The organism is Actinoplanes sp. NPDC026670 (assembly GCF_040638175.1).
Taxonomy (GTDB): domain Bacteria; phylum Actinomycetota; class Actinomycetes; order Mycobacteriales; family Micromonosporaceae; genus Actinoplanes.
Genome location: NZ_JBEZXU010000065.1, coordinates 15858 through 36465 on the forward strand (window position 1 = coordinate 15858; position 20608 = coordinate 36465).

At 69.2% G+C, this 20608-nt stretch carries 17 protein-coding genes and 1 pseudogene; 7 read left to right on the forward strand and 11 right to left on the reverse strand.

From position 1 onward, the window contains the following. Nucleotides 1–100: 100 nt before the first annotated feature. The 3 genes from uxaC to AB0E94_RS41435 are packed head-to-tail and all read left to right on the forward strand — an operon-like array spanning nt 101 to nt 3618. Nucleotides 101–1513, forward strand: coding sequence for a glucuronate isomerase (uxaC, locus tag AB0E94_RS41425; protein ID WP_360338091.1), 1413 nt, complete (start codon nt 101–103; stop codon nt 1511–1513). 18 nt (nt 1514–1531) lie between these two features. Beyond that, nucleotides 1532–2335, forward strand: coding sequence for an SDR family NAD(P)-dependent oxidoreductase (locus AB0E94_RS41430; RefSeq protein WP_360338094.1), 804 nt, complete (start codon nt 1532–1534; stop codon nt 2333–2335). Further along, entirely contained in the window at nt 2332–3618 is a 1287-nt protein-coding gene (locus tag AB0E94_RS41435; RefSeq protein WP_360338097.1) for an MFS transporter, read from the forward strand. Before AB0E94_RS41430 ends, AB0E94_RS41435 begins: the two co-directional genes overlap by 4 nt. Before the next feature lie 61 nt (nt 3619–3679). On the opposite strand, the gene AB0E94_RS41440 is transcribed toward AB0E94_RS41435, so the two are convergent. The 4 genes and pseudogenes from AB0E94_RS41440 to AB0E94_RS41455 form a co-directional block, all read right to left on the reverse strand. Continuing rightward, nucleotides 3680–3877, reverse strand: a complete 198-nt coding sequence (locus tag AB0E94_RS41440; RefSeq protein WP_360338100.1) for a ferredoxin — start codon at nt 3875–3877, stop codon at nt 3680–3682. 36 nt (nt 3878–3913) lie between these two features. Further along, a complete protein-coding gene (locus AB0E94_RS41445; RefSeq protein WP_360338103.1) occupies nt 3914–5146 on the reverse strand; it encodes a cytochrome P450 in 1233 nt (410 codons plus the stop codon). 42 nt (nt 5147–5188) lie between these two features. Next, nucleotides 5189–5551: an oxidoreductase C-terminal domain-containing protein gene (locus AB0E94_RS41450; RefSeq protein ID WP_360338106.1), complete on the reverse strand. Its 363-nt coding sequence runs from the start codon at nt 5549–5551 to the stop codon at nt 5189–5191. Nucleotides 5552–5610: 59 nt separating this feature from the next. Further along, nucleotides 5611–6366, reverse strand: a pseudogene (locus AB0E94_RS41455) (NAD(P)/FAD-dependent oxidoreductase); the annotation flags it as partial. Nucleotides 6367–6624: 258 nt separating this feature from the next. On the opposite strand from AB0E94_RS41455, the gene AB0E94_RS41460 reads away from it, so the two are divergent. After that, nucleotides 6625–7215, forward strand: coding sequence for a TetR/AcrR family transcriptional regulator (locus AB0E94_RS41460; protein ID WP_360338109.1), 591 nt, complete (start codon nt 6625–6627; stop codon nt 7213–7215). Nucleotides 7216–7270: 55 nt separating this feature from the next. Here the strand turns inward: AB0E94_RS41460 and AB0E94_RS41465 are convergent, their stop codons facing one another. Further along, a complete protein-coding gene (locus tag AB0E94_RS41465; protein ID WP_360338112.1) occupies nt 7271–10432 on the reverse strand; it encodes a glycosyl hydrolase in 3162 nt (1053 codons plus the stop codon). A gap of 335 nt (nt 10433–10767) precedes the next feature. Here AB0E94_RS41465 and AB0E94_RS41470 point away from each other — a divergent pair, with 335 nt between their 5' ends. Next, nucleotides 10768–11148 carry a hypothetical protein gene (locus AB0E94_RS41470; protein WP_360338115.1) on the forward strand — a complete coding sequence of 127 codons (381 nt, stop codon included), beginning with the start codon at nt 10768–10770 and terminating at the stop codon, nt 11146–11148. A 149-nt stretch (nt 11149–11297) separates the two neighbouring features. Here AB0E94_RS41470 and AB0E94_RS41475 read toward each other — a convergent pair whose 3' ends face one another. The 4 genes from AB0E94_RS41475 to AB0E94_RS41490 all read right to left on the reverse strand — a co-directional run bounded on the left by AB0E94_RS41475 (nt 11298) and on the right by AB0E94_RS41490 (nt 15221). Then, the gene (locus AB0E94_RS41475; RefSeq protein WP_360338118.1) at nt 11298–12110 is read right to left on the reverse strand and encodes an SAM-dependent methyltransferase; all 813 of its coding nucleotides are present in this window, start codon (nt 12108–12110) and stop codon (nt 11298–11300) included. Then, nucleotides 12107–12883: a hypothetical protein gene (locus AB0E94_RS41480; protein ID WP_360338121.1), complete on the reverse strand. Its 777-nt coding sequence runs from the start codon at nt 12881–12883 to the stop codon at nt 12107–12109. Before AB0E94_RS41480 ends, AB0E94_RS41475 begins: the two co-directional genes overlap by 4 nt. Nucleotides 12884–12987: 104 nt before the next feature. Next, nucleotides 12988–13680 carry a hypothetical protein gene (locus AB0E94_RS41485; RefSeq protein ID WP_360338124.1) on the reverse strand — a complete coding sequence of 231 codons (693 nt, stop codon included), beginning with the start codon at nt 13678–13680 and terminating at the stop codon, nt 12988–12990. A gap of 797 nt (nt 13681–14477) precedes the next feature. Continuing rightward, on the reverse strand, nt 14478–15221 hold the full coding sequence (locus AB0E94_RS41490; RefSeq protein WP_360338127.1) for a GntR family transcriptional regulator: 744 nt from the start codon (nt 15219–15221) through the stop codon (nt 14478–14480). A gap of 70 nt (nt 15222–15291) precedes the next feature. Between AB0E94_RS41490 and AB0E94_RS41495 the strand changes: the two genes are divergently transcribed. Both AB0E94_RS41495 and AB0E94_RS41500 read left to right on the forward strand, forming a co-directional pair. Continuing rightward, complete coding sequence (locus AB0E94_RS41495) at nt 15292–16380, forward strand: DUF1152 domain-containing protein (RefSeq protein ID WP_360338130.1); 1089 nt, start codon at nt 15292–15294, stop codon at nt 16378–16380. A 402-nt stretch (nt 16381–16782) separates the two neighbouring features. After that, complete coding sequence (locus AB0E94_RS41500; RefSeq protein ID WP_360338133.1) at nt 16783–18711, forward strand: hypothetical protein; 1929 nt, start codon at nt 16783–16785, stop codon at nt 18709–18711. Between the two features lie 48 nt (nt 18712–18759). Here AB0E94_RS41500 and AB0E94_RS41505 read toward each other — a convergent pair whose 3' ends face one another. Beyond that, complete coding sequence (locus AB0E94_RS41505) at nt 18760–19374, reverse strand: response regulator transcription factor (RefSeq protein ID WP_360338136.1); 615 nt, start codon at nt 19372–19374, stop codon at nt 18760–18762. After that, nucleotides 19371–20600, reverse strand: coding sequence for an ATP-binding protein (locus AB0E94_RS41510; RefSeq protein WP_360338139.1), 1230 nt, complete (start codon nt 20598–20600; stop codon nt 19371–19373). The genes AB0E94_RS41505 and AB0E94_RS41510 overlap by 4 nt, the downstream gene beginning before the upstream one ends. Nucleotides 20601–20608: the final 8 nt, after the last annotated feature.

The following is a 20608-nucleotide window of genomic DNA, read 5'->3' on the forward strand; positions in this document are numbered from 1 at the left end:
GAGCGCACCGTGCGCTCATAGCCGGTCCGGCCGCAACAACGCCGTGCAACAGATGGCAACTCTTTGCCACGCGGCCGAAACAATCCGCACGCTCAGCGGCATGGCAACGGACCCCACCCTGAACCCGCACCCCGACCGGCTGCTGCCCGCCGCGGAGCCGGCCCGGTCGATCGCGCGGCGTCTCTACCAGACGGTCCGCGACCTGCCGATCATCTCCCCGCACGGCCACGTCGACCCCCGCATCCTCGCCGACAACACCCCGTTCACCGACCCCACCGCCCTGTTCCTGCAGCCCGACCACTATGTGACCCGGCTGTTGCATGCCGGGGGTGTGCCGCTCAGCGACCTCGGTGTCGGGCAAGGAACGCTGCCCGAACCGCAGGCCCGCGCGGCGTGGCGGCTGCTCTGCGCCAACTGGGGGCTGCTGGCCGGCACCCCCGTGCGGTACTGGCTGGAGACCGAGCTGTTCGAGGTCTTCGGCGTCACCCGCCGGCCCAGCGCGGCCACCGCCGACGCCATCTACGACCAGATCGCCACCGCGCTGACCCGCGACAGCCACCGCCCCCGGGCGCTGCTCGACCACTTCAAGATCGACTTCCTGGCGACCACCGACGACCCCGCCGACTCCCTCGACGCGCACGCCACGCTGGCCGCCGCCCCGGACCTGACGACGCGCATCGTCCCGACGTTCCGGCCCGACCGTTTCCTGGAGCCGGCCCGCCCCGACTGGATCGCCGCCGTGAAGGAGCTCGGGGAAGCCGCCGACCTCGACACCGGCTCCTATCCCGGCTTCCTCGCCGCCCTCGAGCAGCGGCGGCGGGTATTCCGGGCGCACGGGGCGGTGTCCACCGACCACAGCCACGCCGACGCGGTCGCCGAACCCGCCGACGATGCCGCCGGCCTCTACCGCAGGGCACTGACCGGCGAGATCACCGCAGCCGAGGCGACCGCGTTCCGCCGTCACATGATCTTCGAGATGGCCCGCATGTCCTGCGACGACGGCCTGGTCATGACCCTGCACCCGGCCATCCGCCGCAACCACCACCCGCCCACTCTCGCCGCGTTCGGCGCCGACACCGGCCACGACATCCCCACCACCGTCGAGTTCACCCGCGCATTGCAGCCGCTGCTGGCCCGGTACGGCACCCACCCGGGGTTCCACCTCGTGCTGTTCACCACCGACGCCAGCGTCTACAGCCGGGAGATCGCCCCGCTCGCCGGCTTCTACCCCTCGGTCTACGCCGGCGCGCCGTGGTGGTTCCTCGACAGCCCGTCCGCCATCCGTTCCTTCCAGCAGGCGGTCACCGAGATCGCCGGATTCTCCCGGCTGTCCGGCTTCATCGACGACACCCGAGCGTTCTGCTCCATCCCGGCCCGCCACGACATGGCCCGCCGCCTCGACGCCGGTCACCTCGCCGAACTCGTCGCCGCCCACCGGCTCGACGAGGACGAGGCCCTCGACATCCTCACCAGCCTGGTGACCACGCAGCCCACGCACGTCTTCAAGCTCTGAAAATCGCAGGAGACACATATGAAAATAGCCGCCAAGACGGTGGTGGTCACCGGCGCCGGCAGTGGCATCGGCCGGGAGGTCGCGCTCGAAGCGGTACGCCGCGGAGCACGGGTCGCCGCCGTCGACCTCAACCCGGACACCCTTTCCGTCACCGCCCGGCTCGCCGACGGCCGCCTGTCCACGCACGTCGCCGACATCACCGACCGCACCGCCGTGCAGGAACTACCCGCGAAGGTGGAAGCCGAGCACGGTGGTCCCGCCGATGCTCTGGTGCACTGCGCCGGCATCATCCAGCCGTTCGTCACGCTCACCGATCTCGACTACGACGCGATCGACCGGGTCTTCGCCGTCAACTGGCAGGGCACACTGCACCTGGCCAAGACGTTCCTGCCCGTGCTGCACAGCCGACCCGAGGCCCACCTGGTGAACATCTCCAGCATGGGCGGTTTCCTGCCCGTGCCCGGACAGATCATCTACGGGGCCTCCAAAGCGGCGGTCAAACTGCTCACCGAAGGCCTGCACGCCGAATGCGCCGGCACGAACGTCCACGTCACCGTGGCCTTCCCCGGAGCTGTGGCCACCAACATCTCCGCCAACTCCGGCGTGGCACTCCCCGCGGCCGGCGGTGACTCGACAGCCGCAAACCACACCATCACCACACCCCAGCGCGCCGCCCGCGAGATCCTCGACGGGGTCGAGGCCAACGCCTACCGCGTACTGGTCGGCCGGGACGCCCGGCTGATGGACCGGATGTACCGCCTGAGCCCGCAGCGGGCCGCCCGCCTGATCACCAGCAAGATGCAGGAGTTGATCAAAAGATGACCGTGGAATCAGCACCCAGCGGGCCGGCCGGCGTCGACGAGTCGCAGCCGCTGACCAAGGTCAGCGGACGCTACATCTTCTGGATGATGGCCGCCAACTTCGGCGTCTCCATGGCCTTCATCGTGCCGATCGCGTTCTCCCTCGCGGTCCGCATCGACGAACTGGCTCCTGGGCGAGAAGAGGTCCTCGGCTACGTCACCGGCACGGCCCAGGCCGTGTTCCTGATCCTCAGCCCACTCGTCGGTGTATGGAGTGACCGCACCCGCAGCCGGTTCGGCCGCCGCCGGCCCCTCATGCTCGCCGGCGCGGTACTCGGCCTGGCCGCCCTGGTCGCCATCGCGGTCGCACCGACCCTGCTGCTCGTGGGCGCCGCCTGGATCCTGGCGATGCTCGGCTGGGCCACGGTCTCGCAGCTCATCCTCAGCATGCAGGCCGACCGCATCCCGGAGGAACAGCGGGGCAGAATCTCCGGCTTCACCGGCCTGACCGGCCAGATCGCCCCGATCCTCGGTGTCGGCGTGACATCGCTGGTCAGTGGCAGCACGTTCCTCGTCTTCGTGCTGCCAGGCCTGATCGGCGCGGCCCTGCTCGCCGGGTTCCTCGTTGCGGGCAAGGAACCGGACAGCCGCTCGCTGCCCGCCCCCGCCCCGGTGTCGGCACGCAGCCTGCTGTCCAGCTACGTCTTCGACCCCCGTAAGCACCCCGACTTCGGGTGGAACTGGCTGGGCCGCCTCGCCTTCTTCATGGGCCTGTACTTCAACACCACCTTCAGCACCTTCTTCTACGCCCAGCGACTCGACCTGCCGGTGCGCGAGGTGGCCGGCACGGTCGCCCTGATCGGGGTGATCGGTGTCCTCGCCGCGGCGGCCGGAGCGCTCGGCGGTGGCTACCTGTCGGACAAACTGCGGCGACGGCGGCTGTTCGCCCTCATCGGCTCCCTGTTCTTCGTCGTCGGCGCGATCGTCGAAGCCTTCGCCTACTCGTTCCCCATGCTGCTCATCGGATCGGTGCTCATGCAGCTGGCCATCGCCTTCTTCAGCGCCGTCGACCAGGCGATCGTGCTGGCCGTGCTGCCCAGCCGCGAGGAAGCCGGCCGCTACATCGCCGTGGTCCAGTTCGCGCACAAGCTGCCGAGTGCCATCGCGCCGCTGCTCGCCCCGTTCATCATCGCCATCGGCGCCAGCGGCGGCGAGAAGAACTACACCCTGCTCTACCTGACCGGTGCGGTCCTCGCACTGATCGGCGGGCTCATCGTATTCACCCGCATCAAGTCCGTACGCTGACATCCACGCCGTGCGTGGCGTGGCCGGGGACGACCCAGCCACGCCACTGTCGGCACGGTGTTCAGTCGTCCTGGACGGTGATCGCCAGCGCGGGACAGACCGCAGCCGCCTGACGCACATCACCGGCCAGCGCCGCAGGCGGTTGCGCATCCAGCAGGACGGCGATGCCGTCCTCATCCCGCTGATCGAACACGTCTTCGGCGGCGACGACGCACTGGCCGGACGCCACGCACTTCTCCTGGTCGAGTACGACCCTCATGAGTTCCTCTTCTCTCGATGTGCCGGTGCCGTCGGGCTACCAGGTAACGGGCAGTTCGTACACGCCGTAGACCGCGCCGTCGTGCTTGAACGGGAGCTCGTCCACCGGGGCGGCCAGGCGAAGGCCCGGAATCCGGCGGTAGAGGGTGCCGAAGACGACCTGCAGTTCCATCCGCGCGAGCGGCTGCCCGAGACACTGGTGCACGCCGAAGCCGAAGGCGATGTGGTGCCGGGCGTCCCGGTCGACGTCCAGCCGGTCCGGATCGGCGAAGACCGCCGGATCCCGGTTGCCGATCTCGGTGGGCATCAGGATGCCGTCACCGGCACGGATCGTCTGCCCGTTGATCTCGATGTCGGCGGTGGCGACCCGGCTACGGCCGTTGTGGGTGATGTTGAGATAACGCAGCAGCTCCTCGACTGCGGAGGCGACGACCTTCGGGTCGCCGGCGTCGCGGATCCGGACGAGCTGATCGGGGTGCTCCAACAGGGCCACGGTGCCCAGAGCGATCATGTTCGCCGTCGTCTCATGCCCGGCCAGCAACAGCAGCGTCGCGATGCCGGCGGCGTCGGAACGGGTCAGCTCACCCGCGGCAATCCGCGGCACCAGACCCGACAGCACATCCCCGGCCGGCTCAGCGATCTTCTGCTCGATCAGGGCATGCAGGTATTCGTAGAGCGCCTTGAAGGCGGCACCCCGCTGCTGCGGTGTCACCGCGAGACTGATCAGGTCCTTGCTGTTCTGCTGGAAGAAGTCGTGGTCGTCATAGGGCACACCGAGCAGGTCCGAGATCACCAGAGACGGCACCGGCAACGCGAACGCCTCGACCAGGTCGACCGGCTTCGGCCCGGCGAGCATGTCGTCGATGAGCGTGTCGACGATGCGCTGCACCGCCGGGCGCATCGCCTCGATCCGCTTCACCATGAACGGGGCGGTGACCATGCGCCGCAGCCGGGCGTGTTCGGGATCGTCCATCAGGATGAACCCGAACGACGCGTTGCCCTGATCGGCGTTGCGCGTCGGGCTGGGATAGCCGGGACGGCTCGCGTCGGCGCTGACCCGAGGGTCGGCCAGCACACGCCGCTGGTCGTCATAGCGGGTGACCACCCACGGAGTGGACCCGTCCCAGATCCTTCTGCGGGTCAGCGATCCGTGCTGCTGAAGGTCCTTGAGGCCGGGCGCCGGGTCGAACGGACATCCAGCGGCGCGGGGCATCGGGAATTCGGGTTCCGCCGCAGGTGTCGTGGCGTCGCCGGAGAAAGCTGTGGTCATGGTTTCCTTTCCGTGTGGTTGCCCTGCTGGAGAGGGCGTCGTTCAGGTAAGGACGGCTGGGGTGTGCACGCCGTGCCCGGGCCCGAGAAGCTGCCGGTGCAGGCGGGTCTGTTTGGGCATGTTCCAGCCGAGGACCGCGACGGGTCTGCCGTTGCGCTGGTAGAGCACGACGAAACGGCCACCGGCCAGGTCACCGTCGAGGACGCTCACGTCCGCATCGGGTGCCGGCGTCCCGTACACCTGGATCTTGATCCCGAATTGGTCGGTCCAGAAGTAGGGCACCGGGGTGTACACCGCCCCCGCGCCGAGAATGTTCGCCGCCACGAGGTCGGCCTGTTCGCCGGCGTTGGTCCGGTTCTCCAGCCGCACCGTGGCCGCCAGCGTCTCGTGATACCAGCGGCACACATTCCGTCCGCGGCCCGGCATTGCGCGTCGCAGACCACGCCGTCGTCGAGAACGAGGCCGCTGCCGGTCAGCCAGCCGGTCGCCGGAGCCGCACCGAAGGCGACGACGGCCACATCCGCCGGCAGAACCTCACCGGACTCCAGACGTACGCCCGTCACCCGGGCCGACTCGGATGTCAGAGCGCTGACCGCGGCGCCGGCCCGTATCCGTACCCCTCTGCTGGTATGCAGCTCACCGAGGAGCCGGCCGACCAACGGACCCAGCTGCGCGCCCATCGGCGTCGTCTGCGGCCCGAGCAGGGTGACCTCGTGCCCCATTTCCCGTGCGGTGGCTGCCACCTCCGTGCCGAGCACCCCGTCGCCGACCACAGCTACCCGCCGTGCGCCCGCAAGATCAGCGCGCAACGCCAGGGCGTCATCCAGGGTGCGCAGAACGTGTGCTCCGCCGGTGGTGGCCTGCCCTGGCAACGTCCGCGGCTGAGCACCCGTCGCCAAGACGATCGCCTCCGCGCTCAGGCGTCGCCCCGACGCCGTCACGACGCACCGCTCGGCGGTGTCGAGCGTCATGGCGGGATCGTCGAGCAGGAACGTCGCGTCAAGCGCGGACAGCGCTTCGGCGGGACGCAGGTGGGCTCGGGCCTGCTCCCAGGCGCCGGAGAGAACCTGCTTCGACAGAGGAGGACGATCGTACGGCGGATGTCGCTCCGCGCCGAGCACGGTCACCGGTCCCGGGTACCCACGCCGCCGCAGGCTGGCCAGGGTGGAAAGTCCTGCGGCGCTGGCGCCGATCACCAGAACGTCGGCGGGCGTACTCACGTGTCAGTCCGGCAGAGGACGCTCATAGGCGGTGCCGGCACCGGATCCACCAGAGACGTGTCAACGGGCCATCCCCGCGCCGCGGGCCACCGCCAATCAGCGATCAAGGCCGAACCAAGTTGATCCGTTGTCATGTACCCAGCGTCCAGTTCGCCGGAACTGTCGGGCAAAGGGTTGCCATGTGTTGCACTGCGAAGTTCCGCAAGCCGGGCCACGGCGATGAGTCGCGGCTCTACCCGCGATGCGACAATCGGCGCCGTGCCGAACCGCGACTCAGGTGAGAAGCAGACGCGCCGTCGCGGGCTGGTACTCGAGGAGGCGATCCTGGACGCCGCCTGGACCGAACTGGCCGAACGTGGGTGGTCCGGCTTCACCGTCGAGGGCGTAGCGACGCGATCCGGTGCCGCGAAGTCGGTGATCTACCGGCGGTGGAGTGGGCGCGTCGAACTGGCTCAGGCTCTGCTGGCCCGGGCACAGGCGACAGCCCTGGGCACCCTGCAATCCCGCGGCGACCTGCGCACCGACCTGCTGACGATTCTGCAGGACATGACCCGGTTCATGCGCGGGCCATTCGGTGACGCCTCCCGGGGCATCGCCATCGAAGGCGACCCGAGTCAGCACGCCAGTGTCTTCAGCGGCAAGATCCTGGTAGCGGCGGTCGGTGAGCTGATCGAGCAGGCACGCGCCCGCGGCGAAATCACCGGATCGCCTTCCTCGCTGGCGCTCAACATCGGCCATGCCGTCGTGATGTGGGAGTTCACCCACACCCGCCGGCCACCGACGAGCGACGACCTCGCGCAGCTCGTCGACACGATATGGCTGCCGGCGATCCGGCACTCATCGACCTGACGAACCATGGGCACCGGGACCTTCACGGGTCCGGCGCCCACGGTTCGCCGGACAACTACGGCCGCAGCACCGTATCCCGGTACGGCGTCAGCACGACAGGACCCAGCAGCCCGGCGCGCTGCCAGTCCGGCGTCTGGTAGTTGCTGTCTCCGGTCGTGCGGACCGCGTTGAACATCGTCGTGGCCACCCGCACGGCGATCGTGTTGGTACCCGGCCGCAGCCTTCGGCCCAGATCGATCCGGCCGCGGTCGGACTGGTTGACCACCACGGGCATCCCGTTGACGGTGACCGTGACGGTGTCGAGGACGTCGCCAAGTGCCAGGTAGGCGCCGTCGCTGCTTCGCCAGGTGGCCGGCAGCTCGACCGTCGCGGTGTAGGTGCCGATACCGGAGGACCGGCTGAGGTCGACCGCCCCGGTGATCTCCCGCCAGGACGGCAGCCTGCCGTCCGCGCCGGCGGTCAGCGCGACGCTCGGCTGGTCGGTCTTCACCGTCGTGTACTGGTTCTCGCCCGGCGTCCAGGTCTGTGCCCGCAGGTTCCACGACGTCAGGGCCTGGCTGGGGGTCAGGTCGCTGACATCGGTGTCCCGGGTTGTCCCGTCGCTCAGCTTGGTCGTGTAACGGCCGTCGCGGTCGGCGCGGACCGTCACCGGGCCGGCGCCGGCCGCGATGATCTCGCCGGTGCTGGTCAGCGCATGCACCGCGGGAGCGGCGCCCAGCCGGGCCGATGGTGGGGCGAGTGCGAGGATGACCTTGTCGTACGCCGGGATGTGCACGCGCACCGTGACGCCGGTCCGGGTGCTTGTGTACCCGCCCACTGCGGTGATCTTGCCGGTCCACGTGTCGAGTAGGTAGGGCGTGCCGCTCCCGGTCAGGGTCAGCTCGGTGACGACCGTGTTCGCCGACCGGTTGTACACGTAGTCGTAGGTGGCGTTGTGCGTCGCGCGGCGCACGAGCCCGAGTGCCGCGGTCGGCTCCTTCGGCGTGACAGCCGGCCGGATCCCGGCCGCGGCGAGCGCGGCGGGCAGACTGCTCTCCTGGGCGACCTGGGTCACCGTGCGCTGCGCGAGCAGCTCGGCGACGGCACGCGGGAGCCGCGCACGGTCGGGGTCTGCTCCGGTGGTGGTGCTCGGCGCGGCGCCGATCACGAAGATCCGTAGACCCTTCTTCGCCAACGCGAGCAACCCCCTGATGTCGGCAACCGAGATCGTCGTCTGGTTGTTGAGCACCAGGGCGCGGTAGCCGAATTCGTGAACGGACATGTCGCCGAGGATTCCCGGCGTCAGGTACTCGTAGGTGTAGCCGGCGCTCGATGTCGCGGAGTCTGTCCCGAGGAGGTGCTGCGTGGGCTGCTGGGCGCCGACGCTGTTGCCGGCGAGTCCGAGGTCCTCGTAGTAGACAGCCAGATCCGACACACTGCGCCCCTGGCGCAGGACCAGCTGCGTACGCGCCAGGGAGGCGTTGATCGCGGCGTAGTCGGCCCAATTGGCCTGCCGCGGACCGAACTCGTCGTTGACGTTGAGGACACCGAAGATGTCCCACGGGTGGTATCCCGGCCATGATCCGTCACGGCCGGCCGCGCCGACCCCGGCGGGCGCGTCCCGATAGGGATACCCGTGCCAGACGAGCTGGTTCACACCGCCGGCATAGGCCTTGTTGATGCTGTCGAGCAGCCCCTGGGAGTACTTGCCGCCGACCTGGGTCCCGTCACCGCCCTGACCGTACTGGCCACCGATGTTCGGACCGGCCACGCTGGAGCGGTAGTTGCCGAAGAACGCCGCGCAGCACTCGGTCGAGATGATGTTCTTTCCGGCGGCATGAGCACCACCGGCAAGGACGCGATAGTCCTGCTCGGCGCCGACCGGGTTCGGGCTACCGAAGTTGAGGGACTCGCCCTCGGCGATACCGGCGGCCGCAGCCGCGTCCCCGGACGCGATCGGTGTGCCGTACGACTGGACCCGGAACTGCAGGCCGTGGCTGAGTGCCCAGCGCTGCATCGCAGCGACGTACTCGGTGGTGTACAGATCGCTCAGCGTCCGACGGTAGTCCTCACGAACCTGTGGGCCGACGCCCACCAGTTCGAAAGCCGGTGTCCCGGTCCCCTGCAGGCCGGCTCCGGCGAGGGCCGGCAGCAGCAGCGTCGGGTCGTAGCCGCGAAGCTTCTCGAAGGACCGCAGGAAACTCCACGTCCACTTCTGAGAGTTCCCGAGCTCGAGAGAATCCTCGAAGATCGCCCCGCCGCCGATGCGTTCAAGGTTGCGTCGGACCTCGCGGGTAAGAACCCTGTCGTCCCAGAACTTCGTCTGGATCTGTACGCCGCCGCGGTTCCAGTGGTCGACCACGTAGTTCGGCTGCGTCGCCGTATAGCCGCCGCTCTGCGCGATGAGCCCGGACGCCGTCTGGAGCAGGTCGATGACAACCCACGGGTTCCCGTTGCCCGCGGGGAAGGTGTACGTGAGTCCGCCACCGCTGGACACTCGGCCTGTCACATCCGCCACGGACGACGCGTCGAGCGAGACCGCACCGGAGCCACCGGCGGCGCAGGCAGTCGTGCACTGCGCGACAAGGGTCTTGATGCGGGTAGTGCGCGCCACGTCGACCACGGTTGCGCCGATCGCGTGTGCGGCCGCTACTCGGGAGACCGCAAGGGTGCCGCAGTCCGCGGTGCGGTCTCCGAGGCCGATGACGGTCACCTTGTCGGTGGACGTCCCGGTGCCGACCGTGATGGTGTCGCCGGCCGCGAACCCGCCGAGACTCTGCACGCGCAAGACACGGTCACCGGTCGCCGCGGGGGCACAGAGCTTCGTCGTCACCGACGGCGGTGCCGTCACGGGCGCGGGCAGCGCACCGGTGCGCGTGCTGCCCGCGGCGTTGAACTCCCGCCCGAAGATCAGCTGTTGCTCTGCCTGCGGCTGGTTGAAGCTGTTCAGCGTCGGCACGGTCGGGGGATAGGCCGGGCCGAGGTTCTGGTCGACGGTGAGCCCCAGATCAGCGGCCTCGTCGGTGATGACCTCCATCTTGTGCGCCCACGAGGGGGTGCCCCAGCCGTATTGCGCCAGGAAGGCGTTCGTCTGGTTACCGGCACCCGCAACGATGAACGGCGACACCTCGACACCGCCGGCCCCACCGGCCGCGATGTCGCGCAGTTCCCGGCGCAGTTCGTTGTCGTCGGTGTAGGCAAGTGGCATCCACCAGCGGTACATCGGTTTCACGCTCATCGGGGGTGCTGCGAAAGTATCCGCCGACAGCGGGGCAGCACGGCCGGGAACCTGCTCTGCAGATACGGCTGCGGCTTGAGAGCCGCCTGGTCCACCCGTAACGAGGACGGTCGACGCCAGCAAAGTGGCGGTCGCGAGGACCGCTCGACCGCGCCGTGATAGCTGACGCTCGTTTCGATTCGGAGACATACCGCTCCTTGAATGAAAGGTTTCAAGTGGTGGGGGTCACACTAGAGCGGCAGGCGGCGCGAAGCAACGGTCAGTTGCTTATCTAATGCGCGCTGTCGGGATCCCGGATCGGCCGCTGGGTGTCACCCGCGGCTTATGCTGCCGTCATGGACGAAGCACGGCGCCGGTTCACGATCACCGCCGAAGTGCTGGTCGAGGTCACCGATGCGGCTATCTTGCGCAGGGCGGTGCTCGAACGGGTCGCCGAGGCCGGGTTCGTCGCTGACGGCGACCGTAGTGCCGATCAGGTTCGGGCTGCTGAACGCGACGCCGTGCACGCCGATGATGCGGCGGCCCTGGACTGGGTTCTCTACGCTGATGCGATCGTCGAGAACGTAGTGGGCGTCGAGGTGGTCGGCTCGACAGTGTCCATCGGCGAGGAAGATGCGACTGGTGCCGGTGCTGGAGGACTGCCGGGCTTGCTGCCCTGTTCCCCGTCGGTCAATGCGGGGCGGACCACTGCGACGACTGCTCCGGCTTCCAGATGACGCCCCGGGCGGCGGCGATCCTGTGCAATGCCACTTGGCTTAAGTTGATCTTGCTGGGTGGTGGGTGACGGGATAGAAGCGGATCGTTGCTGGTCCGGTGTGGCCGGGTCGCCGGTTCCGTGACGGTGTGGTGCCGGTTCTGGGCGGTGTCACTGTTTGCGGGCGAGGCCGGCCCAGTAGTAGGCGGCGTGTGGGTTGTCCACTGGCTCGTCGGGCCGCCATGCCGATACCGGGACGACACTGGGCTCCAGCAGCTGCCAGTCGCCGAAGAACTCCTCGACCGCCGCGCGTGTGCGGGCGACCAGTGTCATGCCCGCTGTGGTGGCCGCGTCCACCGCCGTGGTCATCTCGTGGGGGTTGAAGTCGGCGGTCGGGTGCGTGATCGCCAGGCAGCTGCCGGAGGGCAGGGCGTCGCGTAGCTGTGCCACCGCGGTCCAGGGGTCGTCGGTGTCGGTGAGTTGCATGAGTACAGCGGTGAGGGTGACACCGACCGGGCGGGTCAGATCGAGGGTGTCGTGCAGTGCCGGTGCGGTCAGGATCGTGGCGGGTTCGCGTAGGTCGGCTCTGAGGTCGGCGATGCGGCCGTCGGGGTGGCTGAGCATCAGTGCGCGGATGTGGGTCAGGACGAGAGGGTCGTTGTCGACGTAGGCGATCCGGCAGGACGGGTCGATTCTCTGGGTGATTTCGTGCAGGTTCGGTGACCGGGGGATGCCGGCGCCGATGTCCAGGAACTGGCGGATGCCTTCGTCGAGCATGTGGCGGGCTACCCGATGCGTGAACAGGCGGTTCTGCCAGGTCATGGCTCGAATGCCGGGGGCGGCGTGGATCATGGCGTCGCCGACGGCTCGGTCGGCGGAAAAGTTGTCCTTGCCGCCCAGCCAGTAGTCGTAGACGCGAGCGGAATGCGGCACGGTGGTGTCGAGCAGGGTCGGCGAGACCGTTGTGGTGGTGTCGTCGGTCATGACCGCCCCGGTTCTGCCAGGCCGCTGGTGTTCCAGGCTTGCTCGACGGCGGACGCCTTCAGCGGGTCGGGTGTGCCGTGTGTCTCCAACTGCCGGGCGCAGACCGGCCGGTGCTCGGCGGTGAGCCGGACCGAGGCCGCCGATCCCGGCACGATGATCGGCTCCAACAGCGGTTCCAGCGACGGTGCGATGCGCCGGGCCTGGGCGAGCAATTCATCGGCGTCGCGGTGGAGTCGGCAGCCGACGAGGACCTGGGCATAGGCGACGGCGATCCGTGCGCCCTGTCGCGGGTTTCGGATGCGGGTACGGGTCCATTCCTGCCAGGTGCGGTTGGTGTGCCAGAGCGCCTGCCCGCAGCGGCCACCGTGATGGAGGCTGGCGGCCAGCCGCAGCCGTAACCGGACGGTGAACGCGCCGTCGCCGAGGCCGGCGGCCCGCTGCTGCTGCCAGATGTCGGCCAGGACGGCACCGGCCAGCCGGAAGTCCCCATGTTCGTGGGCGACCTGGCCGAGCACGTCACCGGCCAACAGGCGCCGCTCGGCGTCGCCGCAGCCGCTGGCGGACGCGTACGCGAACCGGGCGGACGCCAATCCCCAGGCCGGACTCTCGGCGGTGGCCGGTGATAGGTGATGCAGCAGCAGGATCGCGTCGATGAGCCATGGATCGCTGGTGCGGCCGGTCACGTCAACCGCCGACAGCCGACGCTCGAGCAGGGCGCGGGCGTGGGCGATCCGGCGCTCACCGAGCAGCCGGCGCGCGCTCAGCAGCACCATCTCCCACTCTTGCGGACAAGCGGAATCATCCCGGGCAACGGGCCTGCGGCGCAGCCATTGCGGTTGGGCGGCGAGGCGGCGCAGCCGTGCCACGTCGTCGGCGTTCACGAGGACCTCCGGGAAGCGACGGCAGGCCGGCAAACACCTGCCGGAGCCTCGGCGAGGATCAGTCGGGCCAGGCAGTCCGGATCGGGTGAGTCGGTGAAGGCGAGCAGGGTGCCGCCGGGTATCGGCGGTAACGCCGCACGCGTGGCGGCGTTGACGGCGACGCTCGGCGTACGCACGGCCGTCAACGCCCATTCGGCCACGACGACGTCTTCGGTCGTCAGGCCCGGTCGTCGCAATAGCCGGGTGAAGGCGTCGGCACCCGCCGCCGGGCTGACGGCTGCCAACAGCGACGCGTTCAGGGCCTGAGCGTAGAACAGCCGCCGCCGGTCACCGGCGACGTACTGGTCGACCGCCGCCGCGTGATAGCGGCGGCAGGCCTGCACCGCTTGCGGTGCCCGTGCCGCCACACAGAGATGCGCGTTGACCGCCAACACCGTCGCGACCAGCTCCGGCTCCACCACCGGCAACCACCCCATCATCGCCCACGCTGCCGCGCACGCCCGCCCGGCCTGCTCGAACCGTCCGGCCAGCAGACAGGTCTCGGCAGACAGCACCAACCGCCTGACATCTGTGGCCTCTGTGGCGCGCACGAGCCCCGCCGCCACCGTGCAGCCCGGCCGCCGTCGCTGTCGCTGCCATGGATGGTGCAGGAACCCCGTGTACAGGTCGTCAGGGTCGGACAAGGCCACGATGTTGCTCCTTCTACTGGTAGGGCTCTGTACCGCTCTGGTGACGGCACGGGTTGAACGATGCTGGAGGCGTCCCCCTCGCCGCCCGGGCCATCGCTACGGCGGATCGCTGACAAACGTCCGAGCACGGTGCTGCTCAAGCCGCCGGCTCGCTTGTAGTTCGACCTCGACGCACGGCCATGGCAACCCGCAGGTGCATCGTGGGCGGCCCAAGATTCGTCTCCACATGCACGCGCGCCGCGAATGCGTCACCTCCACTCGCCGCGGTGTACGGCGAGAACGACATCACTGTTCGGCACGCGGGTGTCCAGCGACTTCAGATTGTCCGTGGCTGCCCAGCGTGGTGGACTGGCCTGACACGACGTCATCGCCGGGCCGTCTCGAACAGCCCTCGCTCACCGACGCGGACGGCACCGATGATCTCCGGATGCGTCGCCCCCGGCCGTCGAGTTGGTAGACGCAGCGAACGCGAGAAGATCACCACGGCGGACTCCCTTCGCCAGCACGGTCCCGGAACACCGCAGGCCAGGCAGCGCCCGGTCCCGCTCCCTGTCACGTGTTCGTCCAAGACCGCCTGAGCTTCTGCCAGCAGACGATCGGCAGACGTCGCGTAGTACGTGTGTCCTGCCATCTCCGCCCTCTCTCACGATGTAGAGGCGCACGATTCATGTCGCATGACCGAGTGGCCGACCCGCAACCCAACTGGCCTATGCCACTTGAATGGATTGTGGCATAGGCCAGTTGCGATCGGCAACGGTCGGTGCGGTCTACTCACCCGAGTGGCGACGCCTCGACGATCACGCCACCGGGTAGGTCGACTCGAAAGCCCAGCGCTCAGGCGGGTACACGGCCTCGGTGAATTCCAGCGGCCGGTCCTCGCCGTCGTACACCACGTGGCGTACCAGCATCACCGCCGATGGCTGCGGCAACCTCAGCACATCACGCTCGACGCTTGTGGCCAGCCGGGAACTCATCTCGTCGCGGGCGTATCGCGCCTGACGGCCGGATGCTTGCTCGACGTAGGCCAGCGTGCCGGCGCGGATGCGTTCACGGATCAGCAGGTTTGGCGCCTGCCCGCCCATCCTGCCCGCGTACCAGGCCGTGGAGAGCTCGACCGGAGCATCATCGGCATAGATCAATCGCTGACGACGCACCACCTGATCTCCGGTGGTGAGGCCGAGTGCCTCCGCGACATGGGCTGGGGCGATGTCATAGTCGGCGGACAGGATCACCGCACGCTCGTTCGCTGGATAGATCTTCCCGGTATCCCTCGCCCGGGAGTACCGCTCCCGAGCCAAGCGGTTGGGTCTCATGCGGTCACGCACATACGTGCCCGAACCCTGCCGACTCTCCACGAAACCCTGCTGTCGCAGCGCGTCCAGAGCTCGTGCGGCGGTCGGTCGGGCGACCGCCCACTCGACGGCGATCTGCCGTTCCGACGGCACCTCATCGCCAGGACCCAGATCACCGCGCAGGATCTGATCGCGAACATGGTTGGCGATCTGCATGTACTTGGGCAGGACCCGCTGAATCTCCGGCAACTCGCTACCTTCTACGACTGGCATAGCCCGCTGGCCACTGCGCTGAGTATGTCATCGATAGGCTGAAACGATGGGAACGCTCCTGGTCGCCGCCGGCGGCGGCGGCGACGCCATCGCGGCAGCAGCCCTGTCAGCGCTCGCCCCGGACGACGCCGTGGGCATAGCGACTATGGCCTGGGACCGGCTGATCATCGACCCCTTGCCCGGCCCCCGCAGCGCAGCCGACTTCCGTGCCCTGCGTGCCCGTCAAGGCTGGTGGCAGGTGACCCCACACAGCCGACCCATCGCCCCGGCCGGATCTACACTGCCACGCCTTGCTGCCGAGATCCCGCTGCCCTTGGTACTGCTGGACCCGACCCGCGGTGCCTACGGCATGCGACAACAGATCCAGAACGCCGCGACAGAGCTGCGTGCCGATCACATCCGCCTGGTCGACGTAGGCGGCGATCTGCTCGGCCGGCCCGGCGACACCGGCCTGCGAAGCCCGTTCGCCGACGCACTCACCGCGGCCAGCTGTGTGACACTTCCCGCCAAAGCATGGATCGCCGGCCCGGGACTCGACGGTGAACTGACCGAGGATCTCGTGTGGCACCGAGCCGCTAAGCGTGCCACAGTGCACACCCTCGGCCTCGAAATCTGGAAACCCTACCTTCCCGTCCTCGACTGGCATCCGACCGAGGCCACAGCCCTGCTAGCGTCGGCGACCCAGGCCCTACGCGGAACGGTCGAGATCCGCGACGCCGGACTACCCGTGCACCTCACCGACCGGAGCCCGACCGTCCTCGAGATCGACCTGACCGCCGTCGCCGACATCAATCCGCTCGTTCCCGTGCTGACCAGAACCGATTCCCTCGCCGAGGCGGAACATCAGGCCGTACAGGCCATGGGAGCGACCGAACTCCAAGCCGAAAGAGCTAAAGCAGCCGCCAAGACCGAGCGGTTTCAACCCCCAGCTGGTGACGCGCTCGCTTCGCTACCCGAATGGGAGATAGCGGCGCGACACCGCAACATCGACTTCGTCACCTACCGGCGCATCGCTGAAGCACTCGGCCACACCGATGTGCCAACTATCAAGACCCTTCTCGCCGCTCGTCATCCGCACCGAGCCGTCGGCCTGCTCTGGGCGGTTACCGACGGACTCGATCGCCCGCACCACTGAATTCACCTCGAAACGCGAAGCACCCTCCCTGTCCGGGGACCGTCTTGGCGTCCACCGCGGCCGCCAGGGCCACACAGAACTCCTCCATGGGATTACCCCGGTCTCCTCACCGGACGGCCGCCGTTATGCATCGTCACCCCTGACGCGGGACCACGAGAAACAGACCACTGCGTTCTGAGCAGGGCTCCGGGTCGCGTGTCCGGGCGCTTGTCATTCCGGGCCACACAGAGTTACACACACCGATGCCAGCGTCTATGCCGCACTGGTGTGGCATAGACGCGTCTGCATGAATCGCGCAGACTTCTCGGGAAGGGCTGGTTTCCCTATCTGTACTGGCCAAACATCCACGGCGGGCACGGTGTAGCAGCGGGACTCGACCGCACCAGCGATAGGAGTATGTCTGTGCCATCGCCGAGTGAAGGACCACGTCTGCTCTCGCTGGCTGCCACGATCGCCCATCAGACGATCATGGCGATCGAGCGGGGCGAGGCCGCCACCAGCACCGAGGGTGCGCTCGTCGTGCAGGTCATCGCCTTCGTCCGGCACGGCGCTGATCTCGGCGTACTCGACGAGGTATTGATTGCGACCCGTGACCGCCTGAGCCGGCCCGGTCGTGGTCCGGCCGACCGGACCCGATCCACCCTGGACTGGATCGACCTGATCTACCCGGTACTGCTCGCCGGACATCCCGTTCCGCCGCGGCTCGACGCCCTGCTGGCTGCACCGGACCCCGGAACCGAAGCGGATGCGACACGTCGGGAGGCACTCGGTGAGGCGGCGTTCCGGCAGATGGCCGCCGCCCAGCGCCGGGGGGACGGCGAACAGGAACTCGCGTGGCAGCGGCTGGCGCACGAGAACGGCCACCCGCTGGCGGTAGCGGTCTTTGTCCGGCGACGCCCGATGGTCGACCTGTCCGTTCGCGGCCGCGATCCCCGGATCGCGGCGTTGCTGAACGTCAGCGGGGTCGCCGCCGGCTATCTCTACCTGGGCCGGTGGAAAAGGGCCGTGGCTGCCCTCGTGGCGACCGCCCTCGTGCTCTGGTTCGCTGCCACGCACAGCGCCTCGCAGAGTCCCGGTCTCTGGATCGCGGTCGCAGTGCTGGGCGTCGGCGCCACCACCTTCGACGCGTGGCGGCTGGCCCGGCCGCCGCACGCCATGGCCGTGCGTGGCCCGCTGCCACGTCGGCCGGTGGTGACCGCAGCGACGCTGGTGCTGCTGATCTTCGCAGGGTTCCTCGGCTACCAGGCGGCCGGCCGGTCGGCCCTGGCCGACGCGCGCGCCGCCCACGCGGCGGGCGACTGTCCGGCGGCGCTGGACAGGTACGCGAGCGTCCAAGCCCGCTACGAACTCACCCTCACGTCCGTCACCGCCGACGCCCGTGTGGACCAACGTGAGTGCCGGGACCTGCTGGATGCCGAGTCCTCATCAGATCCCGGGTGGTTCGACGCGCAGTTGGACAGATACCCGGCCGGGTTGCTGGTCGCGCGGGCTCGAGCCGGCCGCGCGGAGGCGTACCTGCAGCGCGGCAAGTCCTACAACAAGATGGCGGCCGAACAGGCCGACGGAGTCGATGCTGCGGAACTGCGGCGCAAGGCCTTCGCCGACTTCGAGAAGGTCGTGACCGGCCATCCTGGCACCGCTCAGGCCGCCGCGGTCGCGTCCGAACTCGACACCGCCTACGCCTCGGTGATCGCTGAAGCACAAGGGCAGCCGTGCCCGGCCGTCGCGGAGCTGACCTACCTGGGCACGGTGTCGCTGCCGCAGGCGAAGGCGGGAGCCGCCCGGGCCCGTGCCGCCCGTCCTGATGCGCTGTACAACTGCGGGTTGAAAGAGATCGCCGGCCGCGAGTACGACTCGGCCATCGGGTATCTGGACCGGTTCATCACCGACTACCCGCGCGACAGCCGGGTGGCGCAGGCCCGGCAGAAGCGGATCGCCGCCGAGGTGGCCAAGGTCCGGGCCGGCGCAACCGGTGACATCGCCCCGCTGGAACGCACCGGCGACGGCCCCGCCGGCACCGCCATCGTGCAGGTGGTCAACGACTCGCCGTACGCGCTGGAGATCCTCTACAGCGGACCGGTCGCCGGTCAGCTCACCGTCCCGGCCTGCCCAACCTGCCAGGTGCGCACGACGGCCCTGATGAATCGATACTTCGGTACGACGTGCGGCGGCGCCGGCGTACCCGCCAAGACCATCCGGCTCAAGCCCGGCAACTATCAGGTCGTCGTCCGAACCTCCGCAAGCGATGGACCGCGACCGTACTCCGGATCATGGAAGCTGGCGGGCGGCGCCAGCTACGACAACTGCTACTACGCCAGCCGAGCATTCTGAACGACTGCAGATCGTCGACGCGCTGGTAGCCGGCCGGGCCGATCCGGGTCACTGCGGTGGGCGCGGGCGTGGCGGGTATTCGTCGACCAGGGTGCGGACGTCGTCCACAGGCTCGTCGATGGCGGTCCACTTGGCGCGGATGCGGGTGAGGTAGGAACGGACGGTGGGAATGGTGACACCCATACGGCGGGCGGTGGCGGCGAGGGTGCTGCCGGTGCCGTACAGGTAGAGGGCGCGGGCCTCCTGCGGCGACAACTCGGGCGGGTCGTCGTTGATGATGCTCATCAGCTCGGCGGTGAGTGCCAGTTGTCCGCCGTGGACGCTGCGGATGGCGTCGGCGAGTTTGGCGGCGTCGTCGTCTTTGATGAGGTAGCCGCTGGCGCCGGCGCGAACGGTGGCGCGCACGTGGCGCCGCTCGCCGTGCACCGAGAAGACCAGGACCCGTACGCCGCCAGCGCGAAGTTTCGTCACGTTGGCGGCCGGCTCGGTGTCGTCCTCGAGCCGCAGGTCGAGCAGGACGACATCGGCCTGGGGTGCGGAGGCGAGGTGTTCGGAGACGGTGGTGGCGGTGTGCACGAGTTGGATGTCGCCGGTGTCGGCCAGAACGGCGCGCAGGCCGGCGGGCACCAGCTTGTCGTTGTCGACGACCGCGACCCGGATCATGCCGGCCACCGCAGGTCGACGCGGGTGCCCTGACCGGGATAGCTGTCCACGGTGGCGGTGCCACCGACCTCGCGCATCCGCGCGGTGATGGAGTGCCGGATGCCGTAGCCGGGTGGCGTCGCGTCGGGGTCGAAGCCCTTGCCCTGGTCGACGACGGCGACCGTGACGGTGGGGCTAGGCCGCCGGTCGGTGAGGGCGGTCAGCCTCGCCCGGGTGCTTCCAGCGTGGACGGCGACGTTCGCGAGGGCCTCACCGGCCGCATGCCGGAAGGCGTGCACCACCGGGGCGGGCAACTCGTCGGGCAGGTTGGCGAAGTGATATTCCACCCGGAGGCCCTGCAACGCGCTGTCGTTGCCGGCCTCGACGAGGGCCAGGGACAGTTCGGTGAGCGTGCCGTCGGGGTGGTCCGGGGTGGTGCCGCGCAGCACGTTGGCACTGATCGCGGCCTGGCTGCGTACCCGCGGATCGGGATGGCCGGCCGGGCCGGGCCCGGAGATCGCGGTCAACAGGCGCAGCGGGCCGTCGTGCAGTGCCCGGTGCCGGCGCAACTGCTCGTGGAAGTGGCGCATCCGCTCCTCGGCCTCGCCGCGGCGCACGGCCAGGCGTTCCCGGGCGGCGGCCACCTGCTCGGTGGCCGCGTCGACCGCGTCGGCGAGAGCACGCAGGCGGCGGATGAACAGACAGCAGCACGCGGCGGTGACCACCTGCCAGCCGATGATGTTCGCCGTGGACGCCACGTCGGCGCGGTCGGATGCCGGCCACTGGGCCAGGGCGAATGCCACTGCCAGCGTCAAGCACCCGGCGGTGGTGGCGCGCACGGAGGCGGTGGCCAGGGCCACGGTGACCGCGGCCGAGACACCGACCGGTTCGAAGTCGGGCACGGCCACCGTCGCGAACGCATCGTCGTGCAGTGCCCACGGCAGGACCGCCACGGCGACGGCGGTGACCGCGATGTCAGCGGTCAGCACACCGCCCGGGATCGATTCACGCACCGCGACCACAGGCAGGAACACCGCGCTCCACAGGGCGACCGCGAGGTAGGTGGCCATGGCGAGCAGGCGGTTCGCGTACCCGTCAGCCTGGGCCAGCGACGCGATACTGAGACCCACCATGACCAGGGCGCCGACGCGCGACAGCAGGATCACGCCGGTGGTGATGGCCCGGATCTGCTGGTGCAGGTCGACCGCCCGCGGCAGGGCCACGTCACCGTTCGGCTCGCTGTCCACGCCCGCAG

Bases quoted from the DNA above. Each gene is read 5' to 3' on its own strand.
- uxaC (WP_360338091.1), top strand. From the start codon at position 101: ATGGCAACGGACCCCACCCTGAACCCGCACCCCGACCGGCTGCTGCCC.
- AB0E94_RS41430 (WP_360338094.1), top strand. From the start codon at position 1,532: ATGAAAATAGCCGCCAAGACGGTGGTGGTCACCGGCGCCGGCAGTGGC.
- AB0E94_RS41435 (WP_360338097.1), top strand. From the start codon at position 2,332: ATGACCGTGGAATCAGCACCCAGCGGGCCGGCCGGCGTCGACGAGTCG.
- AB0E94_RS41440 (WP_360338100.1), bottom strand. From the start codon at position 3,877: ATGAGGGTCGTACTCGACCAGGAGAAGTGCGTGGCGTCCGGCCAGTGC.
- AB0E94_RS41445 (WP_360338103.1), bottom strand. From the start codon at position 5,146: ATGACCACAGCTTTCTCCGGCGACGCCACGACACCTGCGGCGGAACCC.
- AB0E94_RS41465 (WP_360338112.1), bottom strand. From the start codon at position 10,432: ATGAGCGTGAAACCGATGTACCGCTGGTGGATGCCACTTGCCTACACC.
- AB0E94_RS41470 (WP_360338115.1), top strand. From the start codon at position 10,768: ATGGACGAAGCACGGCGCCGGTTCACGATCACCGCCGAAGTGCTGGTC.
- AB0E94_RS41475 (WP_360338118.1), bottom strand. From the start codon at position 12,110: ATGACCGACGACACCACCACAACGGTCTCGCCGACCCTGCTCGACACC.
- AB0E94_RS41480 (WP_360338121.1), bottom strand. From the start codon at position 12,883: ATGGTGCTGCTGAGCGCGCGCCGGCTGCTCGGTGAGCGCCGGATCGCC.
- AB0E94_RS41495 (WP_360338130.1), top strand. From the start codon at position 15,292: ATGGGAACGCTCCTGGTCGCCGCCGGCGGCGGCGGCGACGCCATCGCG.
- AB0E94_RS41505 (WP_360338136.1), bottom strand. From the start codon at position 19,374: ATGATCCGGGTCGCGGTCGTCGACAACGACAAGCTGGTGCCCGCCGGC.